Source organism: Microvirga medicaginis (assembly GCF_052658925.1).
On sequence record NZ_JBQWEL010000002.1, the window covers coordinates 362,000 to 377,839 of the forward strand.

A 15,840-nucleotide genomic window follows, 5' to 3' on the forward strand; every position below is an offset into this window, starting at 1 on the left:
CTCCCCCTTGCGGGGAGGGATCGAGAGTGGGGGTCGCAAAGTCAGAGCGCGGGACCGGATCCCGAAATCGGCAAGGTTTCTACAGCGCCGGACTCTCCACCCCTCTCACCCTGTCGCACCACCCCCACCCCTGCCCCTCCCCGCAGGGGGGAAAGGATTTCGGTGGTGCTCTTTCTCACTTTCTTCCTTCTCTTCCCGCTCGCAGCCCTCGCCCAAACCTTCCCGCCCCTCACCGGTCGCGTGGTCGATACGGCCGATCTCCTGAAACCGGAGGAGCGGGCGGCGTTGGAGTCCAAGCTCAAGGCGCATGAGGACAAGACCTCCGATCAGGTGGTCGTCGCCACCGTGCGCTCCCTCGAAGGCACGAGCGTCGAGGATTACGCCAACCGCCTCTTCCGCACCTGGCAGCTCGGGCAGAAGAAGAACAACAACGGCGTGCTGCTGCTGGTCGCGCCCAACGAGCGGAAGGTCCGCATCGAGGTCGGCTATGGGCTGGAGGGCGCACTCACCGATGCACTCTCGAAGGTGATCATCGCCACGGCGATTGCCCCGCAATTCCAGAAGGGCAATTTCGCAGGCGGGATCGATGCCGGCATCGATGCCATTCTCTCCATCCTCACAGGCGACGCGGAGCAATGGCAGCGTCGGGCCGAGCTGCGCGAGGATCAGACCTCGAGCATGGATACGATCATCACTTTCCTGATCATCGCCTTCATCGTCTTTCAGATTTATCGCGCCATGCGCGGGGCCGGCAGGCCGGGCGTCTACCGCCGTCGCCGCAGCTCCGGCCCCTGGATCATCCCCACGGGAGGCGGCTGGTCCGGCGGTGGAGGCTGGTCGGGCGGTTCCGGTGGAGGCTTTTCGGGCGGGGGCGGCTCGTCGGGCGGCGGCGGAGCCTCGGGGAGCTGGTAGATGATTTCGGAACACGATCGATACCGGCTCTCGACAGCCATTCACGAAGTGGAAAAAGGCACCGCGGGCGAGATCCTTGTAATCGTGGCGCGTCAGGCCAGCGCCTATCGTGCGATCCCGGCCCTTTTCGCCCTCTTCGTGGCGCTCCTCGTGCCCTGGCCGCTGATCTGGTTCACGAGCCTCGGGCCCTCACGGATCTTCCTGATCCAGCTCATCGTCGCTCTTGTGCTGAATGCCGTGCTGGCTTGGCCGCAGATCCACCTGGCGCTGATCCCGGGCGGCATCAAACGCGCGCGGGCCCATGAAGCGGCTTTGCGGGAATTCGTGAGCCATGGGCTCTCGCGCACCCAAGGGCGGACGGGCGTGCTGATCTATGTGGCGGCGGCCGAGCATTATGCGGAGATCATCGCCGATATCGGCATCGCCGACAAAGCCGGCCCCGCCGTGTGGCAGGAGATCATCGCGGAGCTGATCGAGGCGATCCGGGCGGAGAAGCCTGGCGACGGCCTCATCCGGGCCGTGCAGCGTGCCGGCGCGATCCTCGCAGAGCATGCACCGCCTCAGGTGCATGATGCGAACGAGCTGCCGGACAAGGTCGTGATTCTCTAGCGCATCGTGCGGACCCAGCGGGCCGCGCTAGCGAAAAGTGGATCCGGTTTTCCGCTATCAACGATGCGCAGCTTGAAGAGGGGGCATCGAATCAATCCCAAAAGTGCAGATCCACTTTTGGGTCCGATGCCCTAGAAATCAGAGGCCCGCGCTCTTTGCCGCCCCGAGAATGACGCTCGGCTTGTCGTCCTGCGAGGTCTGCAGCAGCACCACATAGCCATCGCCGCCGCCGCGGGCGGTCTCGACCGGCACCTCGAAGCGGGCGGAGCCGCCGTGCCATTCGCCGATGCGCTTCAGGCCACGCACCACATTGGCATAGGTGACCGTCTTGCCTTTGTTCTCGCCGCGCTCGATGGGGACGGTCTGCGAACGCAGCACCGGCAGCACCCACACCTGCGCTTCACGCTGCAGGGTTTCCCCCATCTCCGAGACGGATACGGTGACCATGCCATTCTGCTCGGCGAGCGTGACATCGACCGGAAGGGTTGAGCGGCCCTTCAGGGTCATCTGGATCGCCTTTTCGATCTTCACCTGGTCGGAGCCGATGCAGGATTTCTTCCCGTTCACGATCATCTGCGGCGTGAAGATCTGACGGTCGCTGCGGGCATGGGCATAGTTCTTCTGACGCGCCGTGAAATCGGCGTGGGCCAGCGTGTCCTTCCAGCCGAGATAATCCCAGTAGTTCACGGGAAAGGAGAGCGCCACGATATCGGGCTGCTTCGAATATTCGACCAGCAGCGCATCGGCCGGCGGGCAGTTCGAGCAGCCCTGGCTGGTGAACAATTCCACAACCGCGCGGGGCGGCTCCGCAAAAGCGGGCTGCAGGAGCGCGGCCAGGCCGGTCGCGGTCAGAAAGAGTTTCAGTCGAGACGCCATGATGCCTGCCATCAAACACCAAGGGCTGCTCAATGGGAACTCACGTTACCTTGAGCTTCGCTCCCGGCTTTGGCGGGAACCCGCCAGCGGCGGTGCATCCACAGCCATTGCTCGGGATACTCGCGCACCCATTGCTCCACCACGGAGGTCATGGCCTGCATGGCGCCTTGCACATTGATCTGCCCGTCAGGATCGCGGGGCAGGTCGAGCGGCGGTGTGAGCTGCAGGCGGAAGCGGTTATCGGCCAAGCGGATAACGCGCACGCCGTGGACCGGGCAGTCGAAGCGGCGGGCGAACTTGCCGAGGATCGGGTTCACCAGAGCCGGACGGCCCATGAAGTTCACGATCACACCCCGGGTGAAATGCTGGTCGATCAGCATGCCGAGGTGTCCGCCCTTCTCCAGCGCTCCCTGCATGGCGAAGGCAGCGCCCTGACGGGCCGCTTCCAGGTTGCCCATGGTCTCGCTGCGGATCTCATGCAGGACATGGGCGATGGCCGGATCGTTCGGCGCGCGGAAGACGGCCGTGGCATCGAGCCCGAAGCGGGCGGCGCAGATCGCGGGCAGCTCCCAATTGGCCAAATGGGCGGAGAAGATGATGCCGGGCTTGCCGTCGTCGCGCAATGCGAGGAAGTGCTCGATGCCGTCCACTTCCGTGCGGCCGGGTTCGGTCCTGTCCGGGTCGAAATCGAACAGGCGGCCGAGATGCGGATATTCGCCGCCCGTGCGGCCGAGATTGTCCCAGGCGGCGCGCGCCAGGGCCCTCACCTCGGCTTCGGGTTTTTGCGGATAGGCGGCCCGGATATTGGCCAAAGCCGTCCGGTGCGCCTTCAACAGCGGCCCGATGGTGCGGGCAAGCGCAGCACCAATGGCCCCCGAACGTTCCGGGCCGATGGCCCGCGAGAAGGCGAAGACGCCCCGCACGACGCCGACCATCACCGTCTCGGAGAGACGCGAAAGAAGGCTGCGGTGGCGGTGGCTCTGCTGCACGACAGGGGAATCCGGTAGGACAAGGAAAAAGGCTCCGCGTGTCTTTCGCGAGGAGCCCGTTTCGTCAAGATCTATGGTTGAAGGACTTTCCGTTCCAGGCGTCAGAAAGTCACGATGACCTTGCCGAAGACCTTGCGGCCTTCCAGCCGCTCCAGGCCCTTCTGGAAGTCGTCGAGGGTGAACACCGAATCGATCACCGGGGTCATGCCGCCCGCCATCTTCTCGAGGGACTGGGCGATGTTCTCGATGCGGCAGCCGAAGGAGCCGAAGATCCGGTACTGCTGCTGGAAGAGCTGCATCAGGTTCATGGTGGTGGATACGCCCGAGGTGGAGCCGCAGGTGACGAGGCGGCCGCCGCGCTTGAGGCAGAGCAGAGAACCGTTCCACGTTTCCGCGCCCACATGCTCGAACACCACATCGACGCCCTTGCGCTTGGTCAGCTGACGAACCTCGCCCTCGAAGCGTTCCTTCCGGTAATTGATGACGTAATCGGCGCCCAGAGCCTTCGCCTTCTCGCCCTTCTCGTCGTCACCGACCGTCGTGTAGACCGTGCAACCGATGGCCTTCGCCATCTTGATCGCCGCCGTGCCGATGCCGGAACCGCCCGCATGGATCAGGATCGACTCGCCCGGCTCGAGCTTCGCGTTGTCGAACAGCATGTGCTGCACCGTGCCGAAGCCGATGGGGGCGCAGGCCGCCTGCTCGAAGGTCACGCCCTTCGGCACCGGGATGACGAGGCGCTCGGGGCGGTTGATCAGCTCGCGGGCAAAGCCGTCGATATGAAAGCCCATGATGCCGGCGACGTTCTCGCAGAGATTGTCGCGGCCCTCCCGGCAGGCCTTGCAGTGGCCGCAGGTCTCGGCGCCATACATGGTGACCGGGTCGCCGACCTTGAACCGGGTGACGCCCTCGCCCACCGCAGCGATCTCGCCGGAAGCCTCGACGCCTACCGCCTGCGGCATCTTGCGCTTGGCAAAGGCCATGCCGCGGAAGCCCCAGACATCGAGATAGTTCAATGCCAGCGCCTTGACCCGCACCTGCACCTCGCCCGCGTCGGGCGGCGGCGGGACGTCGATCTCGGTGATGCGAAGGTCACGGTCGCCGAAAAGCTGAAGGGAGCGCATGCGCAAGATCCTAACCGGCGTCATCCCCGGCTTCGGGGATCCACGTCTTCAAGAGGGGATAAGGCGTGGATGGCCGGATCAAATCCGGCCATGACGGAGAAACTGTTGGCGCGGCTTAAAGTGTGCCGGAGCGAATGACAAGCTCCCGTATTGGCTCACACCTCAAGCTCAGGGCGGTTAAAACTCTCGACTTCCATGGAAAAACGCGGAAAAAGCGCATCATTCCGTTCCATGCTGGCGTCATGATGACATCACCCCCGACCGTTCTCGCCGATCTCGGTTCCCGCACCCTCATCATGGGAGTTCTCAACGTCACGCCGGATTCCTTCTCCGACGGGGGCCTTTTCTTCGATCTCCCCGAAGCCCTCGAGCATGCCAGGCGCATGGAGGAAGAGGGGGCCGACATCATCGATATCGGCGGGGAATCCACCCGTCCCGGATATACGCCGGTCGGCCCGGAGGAGGAACAGCGGCGTGTGCTTCCCGTGATCCGGGAACTCGCTCCGAAGCTCAAGGTGCCGATCTCGATCGACACCTACCGCGCCTCGACCGCCCGTGCGGCTCTGGAAGCGGGGGCCCGCATCGTCAACGACATCTGGGGCCTGCAGCACGATCCCGATATGGCTGCGGTCGTGGCGGAGCATGGCGCCCCGGCGGTGGTGATGCACAATCGCCCGGCGGCCGATGCGGCCACCGATATCGTGGCAGACATGCTCCGCTTCTTCGAGCGCTCGCTGAACCTCGCGCGGCAGGCCGGTATTCCGGACCGCCATATCATCCTCGATCCCGGCATCGGTTTCGGTAAGACAGGCGAGCAGAATATCGAAGTCCTCCGCCGCCTGCCGGAACTCAAGGCCCTCGGCTTTCCACTCCTCGTCGGTGCTTCGCGAAAGTCGGTGCTGGGACGCTTCTACCCTGCGGACGTTCCGCCGCGCGAGCGGCTGTTCGGCAGCATCGGCGGGCATGTGGCGGCCGTGGCGCTCGGTGCCGATATCGTGCGTGTCCACGATGTGAAGGCGCATGCGGAAGCATGCCGCGTGGCGGATGCCCTGCTAAGGAACGTGGCATGAGCGACCGAATCACCCTGTCCCGCTTGGCGGTCTATGCGCATCACGGCGTTCACGAGGAGGAGGCACGGCTGGGCCAGCGCTTCTATATCAGCCTCACCTGCGCGCTCGATCTCAAACCCGCCGGCGAAGCGGACGATTATGCGCAGTCCGTCTGTTATGCCGCCCTCGCCAAGGTGGCGCACGAGACTGCGACGACCCGGCGCTTCCGCATTATCGAGGGCCTGGCCGAGGCGATTGCCGCCAAGGTCCTGGAGACATTTCCGCGCATCGAGGACGTGACCGTGCTGGTCGAGAAACCGGAAGCCCCGGTGCCCTTCGTGATCGATGGCGTCTCGGTCGAGATCAGGCGGACACGCCATGGCTAGGGCCGCTTTAAGCCTGGGCGGCAATCTCGGCGACAAGCGCGCCAACATCGCCCAGGCGATTGCCGCACTCGAACGGAACGGCGTCACGGTCCTCGCCCGCTCCGCTGATTACCTGACAGAACCATGGGGGCCGGTGGAGCAGGACCGGTTCGTGAATGCCTGCGTCATGGCCGAGACCACGCTCGCCCCGGCAGCCCTGCTGTCTCTGTGCCTGCAGATCGAGCGGGAGCTCGGACGCATCCGCGAGGTGAAATGGGGGCCGCGCATCATCGATATCGATGTGCTGACCTATGATGATCTTGAGATCAACGAACCCGATCTGACCCTGCCGCATCCTCACATGCTGGAACGGCTCTTCGTCCTCGTCCCGCTTGCCGAGATCGCGCCCGATCTCGTGGTGCGCGGACAGCGGATTACGGACATCATCAAGGCGCTTCCGCCCGAGGACATGCGCAGGCTCGATTGAGCCCGCGTCTTCGGAATTACCGATGCACGCCCAGCATCGACGTGAGGCCGCCATCGATGGGCAGTACCGCGCCGGTGATGTAGGCGGCGGGTTCGCTCAGGAGGAAGGAGGCCAGGCCGGCGATCTCCTCCGGCTTCGCGAAACGCCCTGCCGGGATCTGCTTTTCCATGGCCTCGCGATAGGCCGCATAGGGAGCCATCATGTCCGTGTCGATGAAGCCGGGCGCGATCACGTTGACGGTGACGCCGCGCTTGGCTGTCTCGACGGAGAGCGTGCGGCAATAGGAGATGAGCGCACCCTTGGACGCCGCATAGGCAGCATTGCCCGGATTGCCCTGAAGCGCCGCCACCGAGCCGATGGCGACGATGCGGCCCCCTTTCGCTCGAATCATGCCGCGCATGAGGGATTTGGCGATGCGGGTGAGCGACCAGAAGTTCACCTGCATGGCGGCTTCGGCCTTGTCCTGCTGCATCATGGCGGCGAGCGCGTCATAGGGCTGGCCTGCGTTATGCACGAATCCGAAGAAGCTCTCGCCCTCCAGCATCTCGCAGAAGGATTCGAGCGCCGCCTTGTCGGCGAGATCGACCTCGTGCGCCTTGATGGCAAGGCCGGGATTGGCCTGCATCAGCTCGTCGGCCAGAGCCTTCGCGGCATCGCCCGACGAGCGATAGGTGAAATCGACATCGTGACCCGCCGCCACGAGCGAGCGCACGATGGCAGCGCCGACACCTTTGCCGCCGCCGGTGACGAGAACGCGCGTCATGTTTTCAAGCCCCCTTGGGCTCGGCCCCGAAGACGAGGCAGGTGTTCTGGCCGCCGAAGCCGAAGGAATTCGAGAGCACGTATTTCACTTTTTTGTCGCGCGCGACATTCGGCACCACATCGAGCGGGATCGCGGGATCGGGCACCTGATAATTGATCGTCGGCGGAATGCGGCCCGTCGCGATCGTGAGCAGCGACATCACCGCTTCCACGGCACCCGCTGCGGTGAGCGTGTGGCCGATCATCGACTTGTTCGACGAAATCGGAAGGCTGGCCATGCGCTCGCCGAACACGGCGGTGCAGCTCATGGCCTCCATCTTGTCGTTCTCCGGCGTCGAGGTGCCGTGCGCGTTGATGTAGTCGATCTCGTCGGGCGTGACGCCTGCATCATCGAGCGCCTGCCTGATCGCGGCAATCGCGGGCGAGCCATCCGGCGAGGAGCGCGTGCGGTGGAAGTTGTCGCCCTTCTCGCCGCAGCCGAGCACATAGCCGAGAATTTCGGCACCGCGCGCCATCGCGCTTTCCGCATTTTCGAGAACGAGCGCGGCACCGCCCTCGCCCATCACGAAGCCGTCGCGGTTCTTGGAGAACGGCTTCGACGCGCCTTCCGGATTCTCGTTCTGCGTCGAGAGAGCCGACAGCAGCGAAAAACGGATGAGCGATTCCGGATTCACCGAGCCGTCGGTGCCGATGCAGAGCGCCGCATCCGTTTCGCCGCGACGGATCGCCTCGACGCCGAGCTGGATGGCGGTGGCGCCCGACGAGCAGGCGGTGGAGAGCGAAATCGGCGAGCCCTTCGTGCCGAACTTATCCGCGACGCGGTCGGCGACCGTGCCGAAGATGAAGAGATCGTGCCACTTCTTAAATTCACCCGTGGCCGCGGCCTTCAGCAGATCCTTGTATGTGATGTCACCAGTCTGGCCCGAAGCCTTGGCGAGGGCCTCACGCTGCGGCCATTCCATCTCGACCGGCGGCACGGCGATGAAGAGCGCGCCGGGAAACTCGCTCGATGCAAGGCCCGACTGGCCGATGGCTTCTTCCGCCGCCAGCATTGCAAGACGCTCGGAGAGCATCGGCGCGCAGAAGGGCTCCACATCGATGAAATCGATGGTGCCCGCAATCGTGGTGCGCAGGCCTTCCGTGGGGAAGCGGTTGATGCGGTGAATGCCGGATTGTCCTGCCGTCAGCGCAGCCCAGGTCGCATCCTTGCCCTGGCCGAGAGAGGTGACCACGCCCATGCCGGTGACGGCAACGAGCGGACGGCCCTGTTTGTCGCGAAGCGCCATGCCGTTCTCCTCTTAAACCCTGGTGACGCGCAGGGCGCCTTCGCCGCGCCAATGGCCGACGGACGTGACGAGGGCGTCGCTCGCCTTACCGTTCGCGATGAGGCCTGCCGCCAGCGCCACACCTGCCGGGGCCTGGGCCTCCATGGTGTGGCCGATCACGTCGCCGCTTGCATGAACCGGAGCGCCCGGAGCGATATCCTTGAGAGCCGCCTGCTCTTCTTCCGTGATGCCCGTCACGCCTGTCGCTCCGGAAATCACCACGTCGGGCTTTCCATTGAGCTGCCTGGAAAGGCCATGAAGCGCCTGTTCGACGCTGCCGGGCTTGCGGCGTGAGCGGTCGGAGGCGACGCCCGCGAGGACCGCCAGCGGCCTTGCGCCGCGGGCCTGAGCGTGCTCACGGGATTCGAGCACCAGGAAGCAGGCTGCGGAACCGAGAATCATACCGCCGCCGTCAGCGGGGCGGTTCAGGACCGGCGCATAGGGCTTCTTCCAGAGGAAGCCGCCCATCTCGTAGATCAGCAGCACGTCAGGCCGCTCGGCATTGTAGGCGCCGCCGACGAGAAAGATGTCGTCCTGGCCCGCCGCAATGCGCTCCCTGGCGATGCGGATCGCGTCGACGCCGCTCGATTCCTCGCCCATGAAGGTGCGCGATCCGCCCGTGACGCCGTGGACGATGGAAATGTTGCCCGCGAGCAGGTTGGAGAGTTGCGCCAGGAAGAGCGTGGGGCGCAGGTCGCCCATCAGGCGCTCGTTGAGGAACACGCCCGGGTTCTCGGCCCTGCGAAGTCCCGTGAGAATCTGCCCGTCGACCGCATAATCGCGCTCGCCGCCGCCGGCTGCTACGATGAGCTGCATGCGGTTTTTGAGCTCCGCATCCTCCTTCGCGCCAGCCGAGTCGAGGGCAAGGCCTGCGGCATAGCAGCCGAGCCTCTGCCAGGCCTCCATCTGCCGCTGGTCGGATTTCTTCGGAATCTGGCGGTCCCATTCGAGCGCCTTGACGAGATGGACCGGGTAAGGCGCGAAGGTCTCGGCATCGGTCTTCGGTGCGCCCGAGAGCGCAGCGATGTGCACGTCCAGGCCCTCCCCGGCACAGGAGACGATACCAATTCCGGTGATGACGACGTCACGCATGAGAGCGCTCCTCCAACAGGCCGATGCGCTTGGCTTGCGCGCGCATCTGACCGTCCATGCCTTCGGGGAAGGGCATGATCCTGAACCGCAGCTCAGCATCGCAGATCGGCTTGCCCTCGGCCAGGATCTTGGCCTTCGTCACCGCGTAGCCCGAGCCTTCGTGCTCTAGCTGCGCCTGGACGGTGAGCACCGTGCCCGGGCCGACGAAGGTGCGGAAGCGTGCCTTGTCCACGGCCATGAGGAACGGCATGTGAGTAAAGCCCATGAGGCCCAGCACGAGATAGCCGGAGGCCTGGGCCATGGTCTCAGTGAGAAGAACGCCAGGGACGAGAGGATGGCCGGGGAAATGGCCCTCGAAGACGGGGCTTTCTTGTGGGACGGTGGACGTCACCTCGATCCGCTTGTTCTCGCGGTCGAGCGACACCACCCGGTCGATCATTTCAAAATACTCGAGGCGCATCCCGATCCTGGTCCCTATCGCTCCCGGCGGGTGGAACAGGAAAAGGAATCCATGAGGCGGGGCTCTTGAATGGATCGCCTCTCCGGACAGGCCTTTCGAAGCCTGCCCGCCGGGATAGCATTTTTGGAGTTTAAGCCTGCTTGGCGGCCACGAGCGCGTCAATCCGCGCCACGAGGTTCTTGAGAACGAAGTATTCTTCGGCCGGAGCCTTGCCCTCGTTCACTTCCTGGGTCCACTGCTCGAGGGGCAGCTTGATCCCGAAGGCCTTGTCGATGGCGAAGGCGATGTCGAGGAAGGCGAGCGAGTCGATGCCCAGATCCTCGATGGCGTGGCTCTCGGGCGTGATCTGATCGCGCGGGATGTCGGCGGTCTCTGAAATGATGCCGGCGACGGTCTCGAAGGTGGACGACATGACGCCGCTCTCCTGAAATGCTGCTCTCGACGACACCGCCGCTGCCGGACCACATGAGGCCCAGATCCAGCCGCTCTTCTCGTCAAGGAGGGTTGTATTGGAACGCACCCCTTACACGACGGGGACCTCAGCGGCAACAGATTGGTTGCATATCAGGCATCTTCAGGGCACGGCGCGGGGAGGAACCTGCGGCAAGGGTTAAGAGGACGGCCGATTGATTAATTGGCTGCCATGGTCAATAAGGGCCGCCTCACGGTCCGAGGGGCCTTGGTTTTCTCTTTAAAAGCGATACGCTTGAGACTGGATCAACGTGCTCAACAGGTTCCGCAGACCTGCCGTCCGCCGTGCCCGACGCATGGCCCGCATCGCCCGATGGAACAGGCCCATCGAGGGCAGTTTCGGCCGTCTGCGCGCCTGGATCAACATGCTGCTCATCGACCATGGCGTGTTCCGCCTGATCTATCTGAACAAGCACAGGGTTTCGGAACAGGTGTGGCGCACGGCCCAGCCCGCGCCGCACCAGATCGAGGCGCTCGCCAGGGAAGGCGTGCGCACCATCATCAACCTGCGCGGCGGGCGCGAGCACGGCTCCTGGCAGCTCCAGAAGGAGACCTGCGACCGGCTTGGCATCAAGCTGATCGAGTTCGTCGTCCGCTCCCGCGGCGCGCCGGACCGCAAAACCCTCCTCAACGCCAAGGACTTCTTCGACAGCGTGGAGTATCCGGCCGTGATACACTGCAAGTCCGGCGCGGACCGGGCCGGTTTCATGGCGGCGCTGTATCTCATCCTGCATGAGAGCCGGAGCGTGGACGAGGCCCAGAGCCAGCTCCACGTCCGCTACGGCCATTTCCGTTTCTCGAAGACCGGCATCCTCGATGCCTTCTTCGAGATGTATCGCCGTGAGGGGGAGGCCGAAGGCATGTCCTTCCTGACCTGGCTCGAAACCGTTTACGATGCCAAGGCCCTGGAGCGGGAATTCCGCCCCGGCTTCTGGTCCAACCTCCTGGTCGACCTGATCATGAGGCGGGAGTAATCGCGAGTGCCGTGCGATCCTTGTCGCCCCGCAGACAGGGATGACAGCCTCCGCACGGTACTTCAGGAAACCGCCAAGCTTATCTCGATATCGTCCGACAGCTGCAGGCGGTGCAGGCGGGCATAGGTGCCCCCCTTCGCGATCAGGGCCTCGTGCGGCCCCACTTCCACGATGCGTCCGGCTTCCATCACGACGATCATGTCCGCATCGCGCACGGTCGAGAGGCGATGGGCAATGACAAGGGTCGTGCGACCCTTCATGAGCTTGGCAATCGCAGCCTGGACCAGGCGCTCGGATTCCGAATCGAGGGCGCTCGTCGCCTCGTCCAGCAGCAGGATCGGCGCATTCTTAAGGAAGGCGCGCGCCAGGGAAATGCGCTGGCGCTCACCGCCCGAGAGGCGCCCGCCGCCGGTGCCGACGATGGTGTCGTAGCCCATGGGCTGCTTCATGATGAAGTCGTGTGCCGCGGCGGCCTTGGCTGCTTCCACGATCTCCGCCTCGGACGCACCCGGGCGGCCGAAGGCGATGTTGGCGCGGATGGTGTCGTCGAAGAGCACCACGTCCTGGCTCACGACGGCGATGGCCTGACGCAGGCTCGCCAGCGTCACGTCGCGGATGTCCTGCCCGTCGATGAGGATCGCGCCGCCATTCACGTCGTAAAGCCGCGGCACGAGGGACAGCAGCGTCGATTTGCCGGAGCCGGAGCGGCCCACCAGTGCCGTGGTGCGGCCAGCCTCGGCGACCAGATCGATGTGATCGATTGCCGTTATGTCGCCGTTGTAGGAGAAGGACAGATCCGAGAAGCGGACCTCGCCGCCTTTCAGCACGAGCGGCCTGGCATCCGGCTTGTCCTGGATCTTCGGGGCCTCGTCCATGATGGCGAAGGTGCGGTGGAGAGCCGCGGCCGCCTCCTGCAGGATGGCGTGGAGATTGCCGAGCGCCCGAATCGGCTGGGCGGCGATCAGCAGGGCGCTGACGAAACCGGTGAAATCGCCCACGGTGCTGTTCTGCGACAGGATGCGCTGGCCGATCAGCACCAGGACCGCAGCCACTGCCACGCCGCCGCCCACTTCGAGCAGCGGATCGAGCCGTCCGCGGGCATTGGCGCCCTTCATGCGAAGACGGCGGATTTCGTCAAAGGTGCTGGCAGCCCTGGCTTTGAGATAGCCCTCGAGCCTGTAGGTCTTGGCGAAACGCGAACCTGCCAGGCTCTCGGTGATAAGGCCTGCCATCTGGCCCGTCTGCTCCTGCGTGGATGCGGCGACGCGGCGCAGCTTGCGGCCGATCTTCTCCACCGGATAGACGAAGAAGGGCACGGTCAGGCCCGCCACCAGCGCCATCATCGGGTCGATCCAGACCATCGCGCCGACCAGCGCTAGAACGGTCGTGACCTCGCGCAGGAACACGGTGGAAAGGCGGGTGAGCGCCTCCTTGATGAAGGTGAAATCCGTGGTGAAGCGCTGGGTGAGCGCGGCCGGGCTCTCGCGCCCGATCTGGGCGAGATCCGCGTCGATCATGTGACCGTAGAGCTTGGTCTGCATGTCGGCCTCGATGCGCGTCACCACCTTGTTGGTGAGCACGGTCAGCGCCAGCAGCGAAAAGCCTTTCACGGATGTCACCGCAATCACGAAGAGCGGACCGAGATAGATCGCCGTCACATCCTTCGTGTCGAAGGCATCGAAAGCCGCCTTGATGAGCACCGGGTAAAGCCCGGTCGACCCTGCGACCAGGACCACGAATACGAGCACGGCCAGCAGCGTCTTTGCGTGCGGACGCATCCAGTCGCGCCAGAGGCGCCTGATCAGGGGAATGGTATTGCCTGTATAAAGGCTTTTGCGGGCCATAGCGGTGCTTGAGAATCTCAGTGACAGGCCGCGAGTTACCACGCAAAGCCCGTCACCGGCAAATCCCGCTCCGCCGCACCCACCTCATACTGCCTTCAGATAGCGCATGGGCCGGCCCGGTGCGATCATCTCGGCGGCGGCGATGATGCCCTGCGCGTCGATGCCGAAATGGCGGTAGAGGTCCTTGATCGTGCCGGTCTGGCCGAAATGCTCCACGCCGAGCGAGCGGGTGCGATGGCCCATGACGGAGCCCATCCAGGCGAGCGTCGCCGGGTGACCGTCGATCACCGTGACCAGCCCGCAATGGGGCGGCACGTCGGCGAGCAGGCGCTCCACATGGCTCCTGGCATGCACGAGGCCGCGCTCGCGTGCGCGCTGCGCCGCCGTCCAGCCCGCATTGAGGCGATCCGCCGAGGTAATCGCCAGCAGCCCGATGTCGCGCCGGTCCTCGGCCATGAGGCCCACCGCCTCGATGGCCTCCGGTGCCACCGCGCCCGTATAGGCGACGACGACCTGCGCATTGGGGCCGGGCTTCCTCAGCCAATAGGCGCCCGCCATGATGTCGTTGGCAAGCTCCGGCGTCATCTCGCGCTGCGGCTGTTCGAGACTGCGTGTGGACAGGCGCAGGTAAACCGAGCCGCCGGTCTCGTCGCGCAGCCACGTCTTCTCGTTCGGCTCGCCCTCGCCGTTGCGCTGCATGTAGTCGAAGGCCCAGCGCATGATGACGGCGAGTTCATCGACGAAGGCGGGCTCGAACGACGCGAGGCCGTCCTGCGCCATTCCGACCAGCGGCGTCCCGATGGATTGATGCGCGCCGCCTTCCGGCGCCAGCGTCACGCCCGACGGCGTGGCGACGAGCATGAAGCGGGCATCCTGATAGCACGCATAGTTCAGCGCATCCGCGCCGCGGTAGATGAACGGATCGTAGAGCGTGCCGATGGGGAGCAGCCGCTCGCCGAAGATCGAATGCGAGAGGCCCAGAGCGGAGAGCAGGATGAAGAGATTCATCTCCGCGATGCCGAGCTCCAGATGCTGGCCCTGCGGCGAGAATTCCCAATTGTAGGTCGAGGGAATCCGCTCCTTCTTGAAGGTATCGACCATGCTGTTGCGGGCAAAGAGCCCGCGCCGGTTCACCCAGGCGCCCAGATTGGTCGAGACCGTCACGTCCGGAGCGGTGGTGACGACGCGATCGGCGAGCGCATGGTCGGAGCGCGCGAGCTCGTTGAGGATGAGGCCGAAACCCTGCTGCGTGGACATGGACGGGTTCGCTGGGAACAAGAGCTTTTCCGGCACCGGCACCGTCGGCGCGGAATAACGCCGCCGCCCCTTCTGCACGAAGGGCACTGTCTTGAGGAATTCTTCAAGTTCGGCCTGCGGGATCGTCACGCCCTCGCACTTGTCCCATTCGTGACCCGGACGCACGCCCTGCCTCTCGCGCCAGGCCTCCATCTGCTTCGGCGTCAGGAGGCCGGAATGGTTGTCCTTGTGGCCAGCGAGCGGCAGGCCGAACCCCTTGATGGTGTAGGCGATGAAGCAGACCGGCTTGTCGTGGTGGCGCGCCTTCTCGAAGGCGTCCAGCAGGCTCGGCAGATCATGCCCGCCGAGATTGGACATGAGGCGGGCGAGTTCCTCGTCGGTGCGCTTCTCGATGAGGCGCGTGACGGGGCCCTGATCGCCGAGATCGTCGAGCAGACGCCTGCGCCAAGCGGCTCCGCCCTGGAAGGTGAGCGCGGAATAGAGCTGGTTCGGGCAGCAATCGATCCAGGCCTTCAGCTTGTCGCCGCCGGGCTCGGCGAAAGCCTCCTTCATCAGCGATCCGTATTTCAGGATCACCACCTCCCAGCCGAAATTGCGGAACAGCGCTTCGAAACGCTCCCACAGGCCTTCGCGGATCACGGCATCGAGGCTCTGACGGTTGTAGTCGACGATCCACCATGTGTTGCGCACGCCGTGCTTCCAGCCCTCCAGCAGCGCCTCGAAGATGTTGCCCTCGTCCATCTCCGCATCGCCGACGAGCGAGATCATGCGGCCTTCCGGATGATCTTGTCCCCAGCCATGAGCCTTCACGTAATCCTGCACGAGGCTCGCAAAAAGCGTCTGCGCGACGCCGAGACCCACCGAGCCCGTGGAGAAATCGACATCGTCCACGTCCTTGGTGCGGGAGGGGTAGGATTGCGCGCCTTTGTAGCCGCGGAAGTTTTCGAGCTTCTCGCGGGTCTGATTGCCGAAGAGATACTGGATCGCGTGGAAGATCGGACTCGCATGGGGTTTGACCGCCACCCGGTCCTCCGGCCTTAAGCCCGAGAAATAGAGCGCCGTCAGGATCGTGGAGAGCGAGGCCGAGGACGCCTGGTGCCCGCCGATCTTCAACCCGTCCTCGTTGGGACGCAGGTGATTGGCGTTGTGAATCGTCCAGGTCGAAAGCCAGAGCACCTTGCGCTCGAGTTCCTTCAGAATGCTCAGGTGCCGTGCGTCGGCCATGAAATCCTCCCGGGTTTGCC

At 64.7% G+C, this 15,840-nt stretch carries 16 protein-coding genes; 6 read left to right on the top strand and 10 right to left on the bottom strand.

Features of this window, described 5'->3' with window-relative positions; all coding sequences use genetic code 11:
• The first annotated feature begins 165 nt into the window (after positions 1-165).
• On the top strand, positions 166-912 hold the full coding sequence (locus ACUXUR_RS04765; RefSeq protein WP_445501187.1) for a TPM domain-containing protein: 747 nt from the start codon (positions 166-168) through the stop codon (positions 910-912).
• Positions 913-1,521 carry a TPM domain-containing protein gene (locus tag ACUXUR_RS04770; RefSeq protein ID WP_445501188.1) on the top strand — a complete coding sequence of 203 codons (609 nt, stop codon included), beginning with the start codon at positions 913-915 and terminating at the stop codon, positions 1,519-1,521. It begins immediately after the preceding gene.
• Positions 1,522-1,659: 138 nt separating this feature from the next.
• Here ACUXUR_RS04770 and ACUXUR_RS04775 read toward each other — a convergent pair whose 3' ends face one another.
• The 3 genes from ACUXUR_RS04775 to ACUXUR_RS04785 all read right to left on the bottom strand — a co-directional run bounded on the left by ACUXUR_RS04775 (position 1,660) and on the right by ACUXUR_RS04785 (position 4,510).
• Positions 1,660-2,397 (bottom strand): DUF1223 domain-containing protein, encoded by a 738-nt coding sequence (locus tag ACUXUR_RS04775; RefSeq protein ID WP_445501189.1) that lies wholly within the window; start codon positions 2,395-2,397, stop codon positions 1,660-1,662.
• 29 nt (positions 2,398-2,426) lie between these two features.
• On the bottom strand, positions 2,427-3,386 hold the full coding sequence (locus ACUXUR_RS04780; RefSeq protein WP_445501190.1) for a lipid A biosynthesis lauroyl acyltransferase: 960 nt from the start codon (positions 3,384-3,386) through the stop codon (positions 2,427-2,429).
• Positions 3,387-3,487: 101 nt separating this feature from the next.
• On the bottom strand, positions 3,488-4,510 hold the full coding sequence (locus ACUXUR_RS04785; RefSeq protein ID WP_445501191.1) for a zinc-binding dehydrogenase: 1,023 nt from the start codon (positions 4,508-4,510) through the stop codon (positions 3,488-3,490).
• Positions 4,511-4,752: 242 nt separating this feature from the next.
• Between ACUXUR_RS04785 and folP the strand changes: the two genes are divergently transcribed.
• The 3 genes from folP to folK are packed head-to-tail and all read left to right on the top strand — an operon-like array spanning position 4,753 to position 6,411.
• Complete coding sequence (gene folP / locus ACUXUR_RS04790; protein ID WP_445501192.1) at positions 4,753-5,580, top strand: dihydropteroate synthase; 828 nt, start codon at positions 4,753-4,755, stop codon at positions 5,578-5,580.
• Complete coding sequence (gene folB, locus ACUXUR_RS04795) at positions 5,577-5,945, top strand: dihydroneopterin aldolase (RefSeq protein WP_445501193.1); 369 nt, start codon at positions 5,577-5,579, stop codon at positions 5,943-5,945. The genes folP and folB overlap by 4 nt, the downstream gene beginning before the upstream one ends.
• The gene (gene folK / locus ACUXUR_RS04800) at positions 5,938-6,411 is read left to right on the top strand and encodes a 2-amino-4-hydroxy-6-hydroxymethyldihydropteridine diphosphokinase (RefSeq protein ID WP_445501194.1); all 474 of its coding nucleotides are present in this window, start codon (positions 5,938-5,940) and stop codon (positions 6,409-6,411) included. Before folB ends, folK begins: the two co-directional genes overlap by 8 nt.
• Before the next feature lie 16 nt (positions 6,412-6,427).
• On the opposite strand, the gene ACUXUR_RS04805 is transcribed toward folK, so the two are convergent.
• The 5 genes from ACUXUR_RS04805 to ACUXUR_RS04825 form a co-directional block, all read right to left on the bottom strand.
• Positions 6,428-7,174 (bottom strand): SDR family NAD(P)-dependent oxidoreductase, encoded by a 747-nt coding sequence (locus ACUXUR_RS04805; RefSeq protein ID WP_445501195.1) that lies wholly within the window; start codon positions 7,172-7,174, stop codon positions 6,428-6,430.
• Positions 7,175-7,178: 4 nt separating this feature from the next.
• Complete coding sequence (locus ACUXUR_RS04810; RefSeq protein WP_445501196.1) at positions 7,179-8,459, bottom strand: beta-ketoacyl-ACP synthase; 1,281 nt, start codon at positions 8,457-8,459, stop codon at positions 7,179-7,181.
• A gap of 12 nt (positions 8,460-8,471) precedes the next feature.
• Positions 8,472-9,590 (bottom strand): beta-ketoacyl-ACP synthase, encoded by a 1,119-nt coding sequence (locus tag ACUXUR_RS04815; RefSeq protein WP_445501197.1) that lies wholly within the window; start codon positions 9,588-9,590, stop codon positions 8,472-8,474.
• Positions 9,583-10,050 carry a 3-hydroxyacyl-ACP dehydratase FabZ family protein gene (locus tag ACUXUR_RS04820; RefSeq protein WP_445501198.1) on the bottom strand — a complete coding sequence of 156 codons (468 nt, stop codon included), beginning with the start codon at positions 10,048-10,050 and terminating at the stop codon, positions 9,583-9,585. Before ACUXUR_RS04820 ends, ACUXUR_RS04815 begins: the two co-directional genes overlap by 8 nt.
• Before the next feature lie 130 nt (positions 10,051-10,180).
• Positions 10,181-10,462, bottom strand: a complete 282-nt coding sequence (locus ACUXUR_RS04825; protein ID WP_047190190.1) for an acyl carrier protein — start codon at positions 10,460-10,462, stop codon at positions 10,181-10,183.
• A 310-nt stretch (positions 10,463-10,772) separates the two neighbouring features.
• Here ACUXUR_RS04825 and ACUXUR_RS04830 point away from each other — a divergent pair, with 310 nt between their 5' ends.
• Entirely contained in the window at positions 10,773-11,495 is a 723-nt protein-coding gene (locus tag ACUXUR_RS04830) for a fused DSP-PTPase phosphatase/NAD kinase-like protein (protein ID WP_445501199.1), read from the top strand.
• Positions 11,496-11,557: 62 nt separating this feature from the next.
• Here the strand turns inward: ACUXUR_RS04830 and ACUXUR_RS04835 are convergent, their stop codons facing one another.
• Positions 11,558-13,339, bottom strand: coding sequence for an ABC transporter ATP-binding protein (locus tag ACUXUR_RS04835; RefSeq protein WP_445501200.1), 1,782 nt, complete (start codon positions 13,337-13,339; stop codon positions 11,558-11,560).
• Positions 13,340-13,423: 84 nt separating this feature from the next.
• A complete protein-coding gene (locus ACUXUR_RS04840; protein ID WP_445501201.1) occupies positions 13,424-15,820 on the bottom strand; it encodes a transketolase-like TK C-terminal-containing protein in 2,397 nt (798 codons plus the stop codon).
• Positions 15,821-15,840 lie beyond the last annotated feature (20 nt).

Excerpts from the sequence above, each read along its gene's own strand:
- ACUXUR_RS04770 (WP_445501188.1), top strand. The coding sequence starts at position 913 with ATGATTTCGGAACACGATCGATACCGGCTCTCGACAGCCATTCACGAA.
- ACUXUR_RS04775 (WP_445501189.1), bottom strand. The coding sequence starts at position 2,397 with ATGGCGTCTCGACTGAAACTCTTTCTGACCGCGACCGGCCTGGCCGCG.
- ACUXUR_RS04785 (WP_445501191.1), bottom strand. The coding sequence starts at position 4,510 with ATGCGCTCCCTTCAGCTTTTCGGCGACCGTGACCTTCGCATCACCGAG.
- folP (WP_445501192.1), top strand. The coding sequence starts at position 4,753 with ATGATGACATCACCCCCGACCGTTCTCGCCGATCTCGGTTCCCGCACC.
- folB (WP_445501193.1), top strand. The coding sequence starts at position 5,577 with ATGAGCGACCGAATCACCCTGTCCCGCTTGGCGGTCTATGCGCATCAC.
- folK (WP_445501194.1), top strand. The coding sequence starts at position 5,938 with ATGGCTAGGGCCGCTTTAAGCCTGGGCGGCAATCTCGGCGACAAGCGC.
- ACUXUR_RS04805 (WP_445501195.1), bottom strand. The coding sequence starts at position 7,174 with ATGACGCGCGTTCTCGTCACCGGCGGCGGCAAAGGTGTCGGCGCTGCC.
- ACUXUR_RS04810 (WP_445501196.1), bottom strand. The coding sequence starts at position 8,459 with ATGGCGCTTCGCGACAAACAGGGCCGTCCGCTCGTTGCCGTCACCGGC.
- ACUXUR_RS04815 (WP_445501197.1), bottom strand. The coding sequence starts at position 9,590 with ATGCGTGACGTCGTCATCACCGGAATTGGTATCGTCTCCTGTGCCGGG.
- ACUXUR_RS04820 (WP_445501198.1), bottom strand. The coding sequence starts at position 10,050 with ATGCGCCTCGAGTATTTTGAAATGATCGACCGGGTGGTGTCGCTCGAC.
- ACUXUR_RS04825 (WP_047190190.1), bottom strand. The coding sequence starts at position 10,462 with ATGTCGTCCACCTTCGAGACCGTCGCCGGCATCATTTCAGAGACCGCC.
- ACUXUR_RS04835 (WP_445501200.1), bottom strand. The coding sequence starts at position 13,339 with ATGGCCCGCAAAAGCCTTTATACAGGCAATACCATTCCCCTGATCAGG.
- ACUXUR_RS04840 (WP_445501201.1), bottom strand. The coding sequence starts at position 15,820 with ATGGCCGACGCACGGCACCTGAGCATTCTGAAGGAACTCGAGCGCAAG.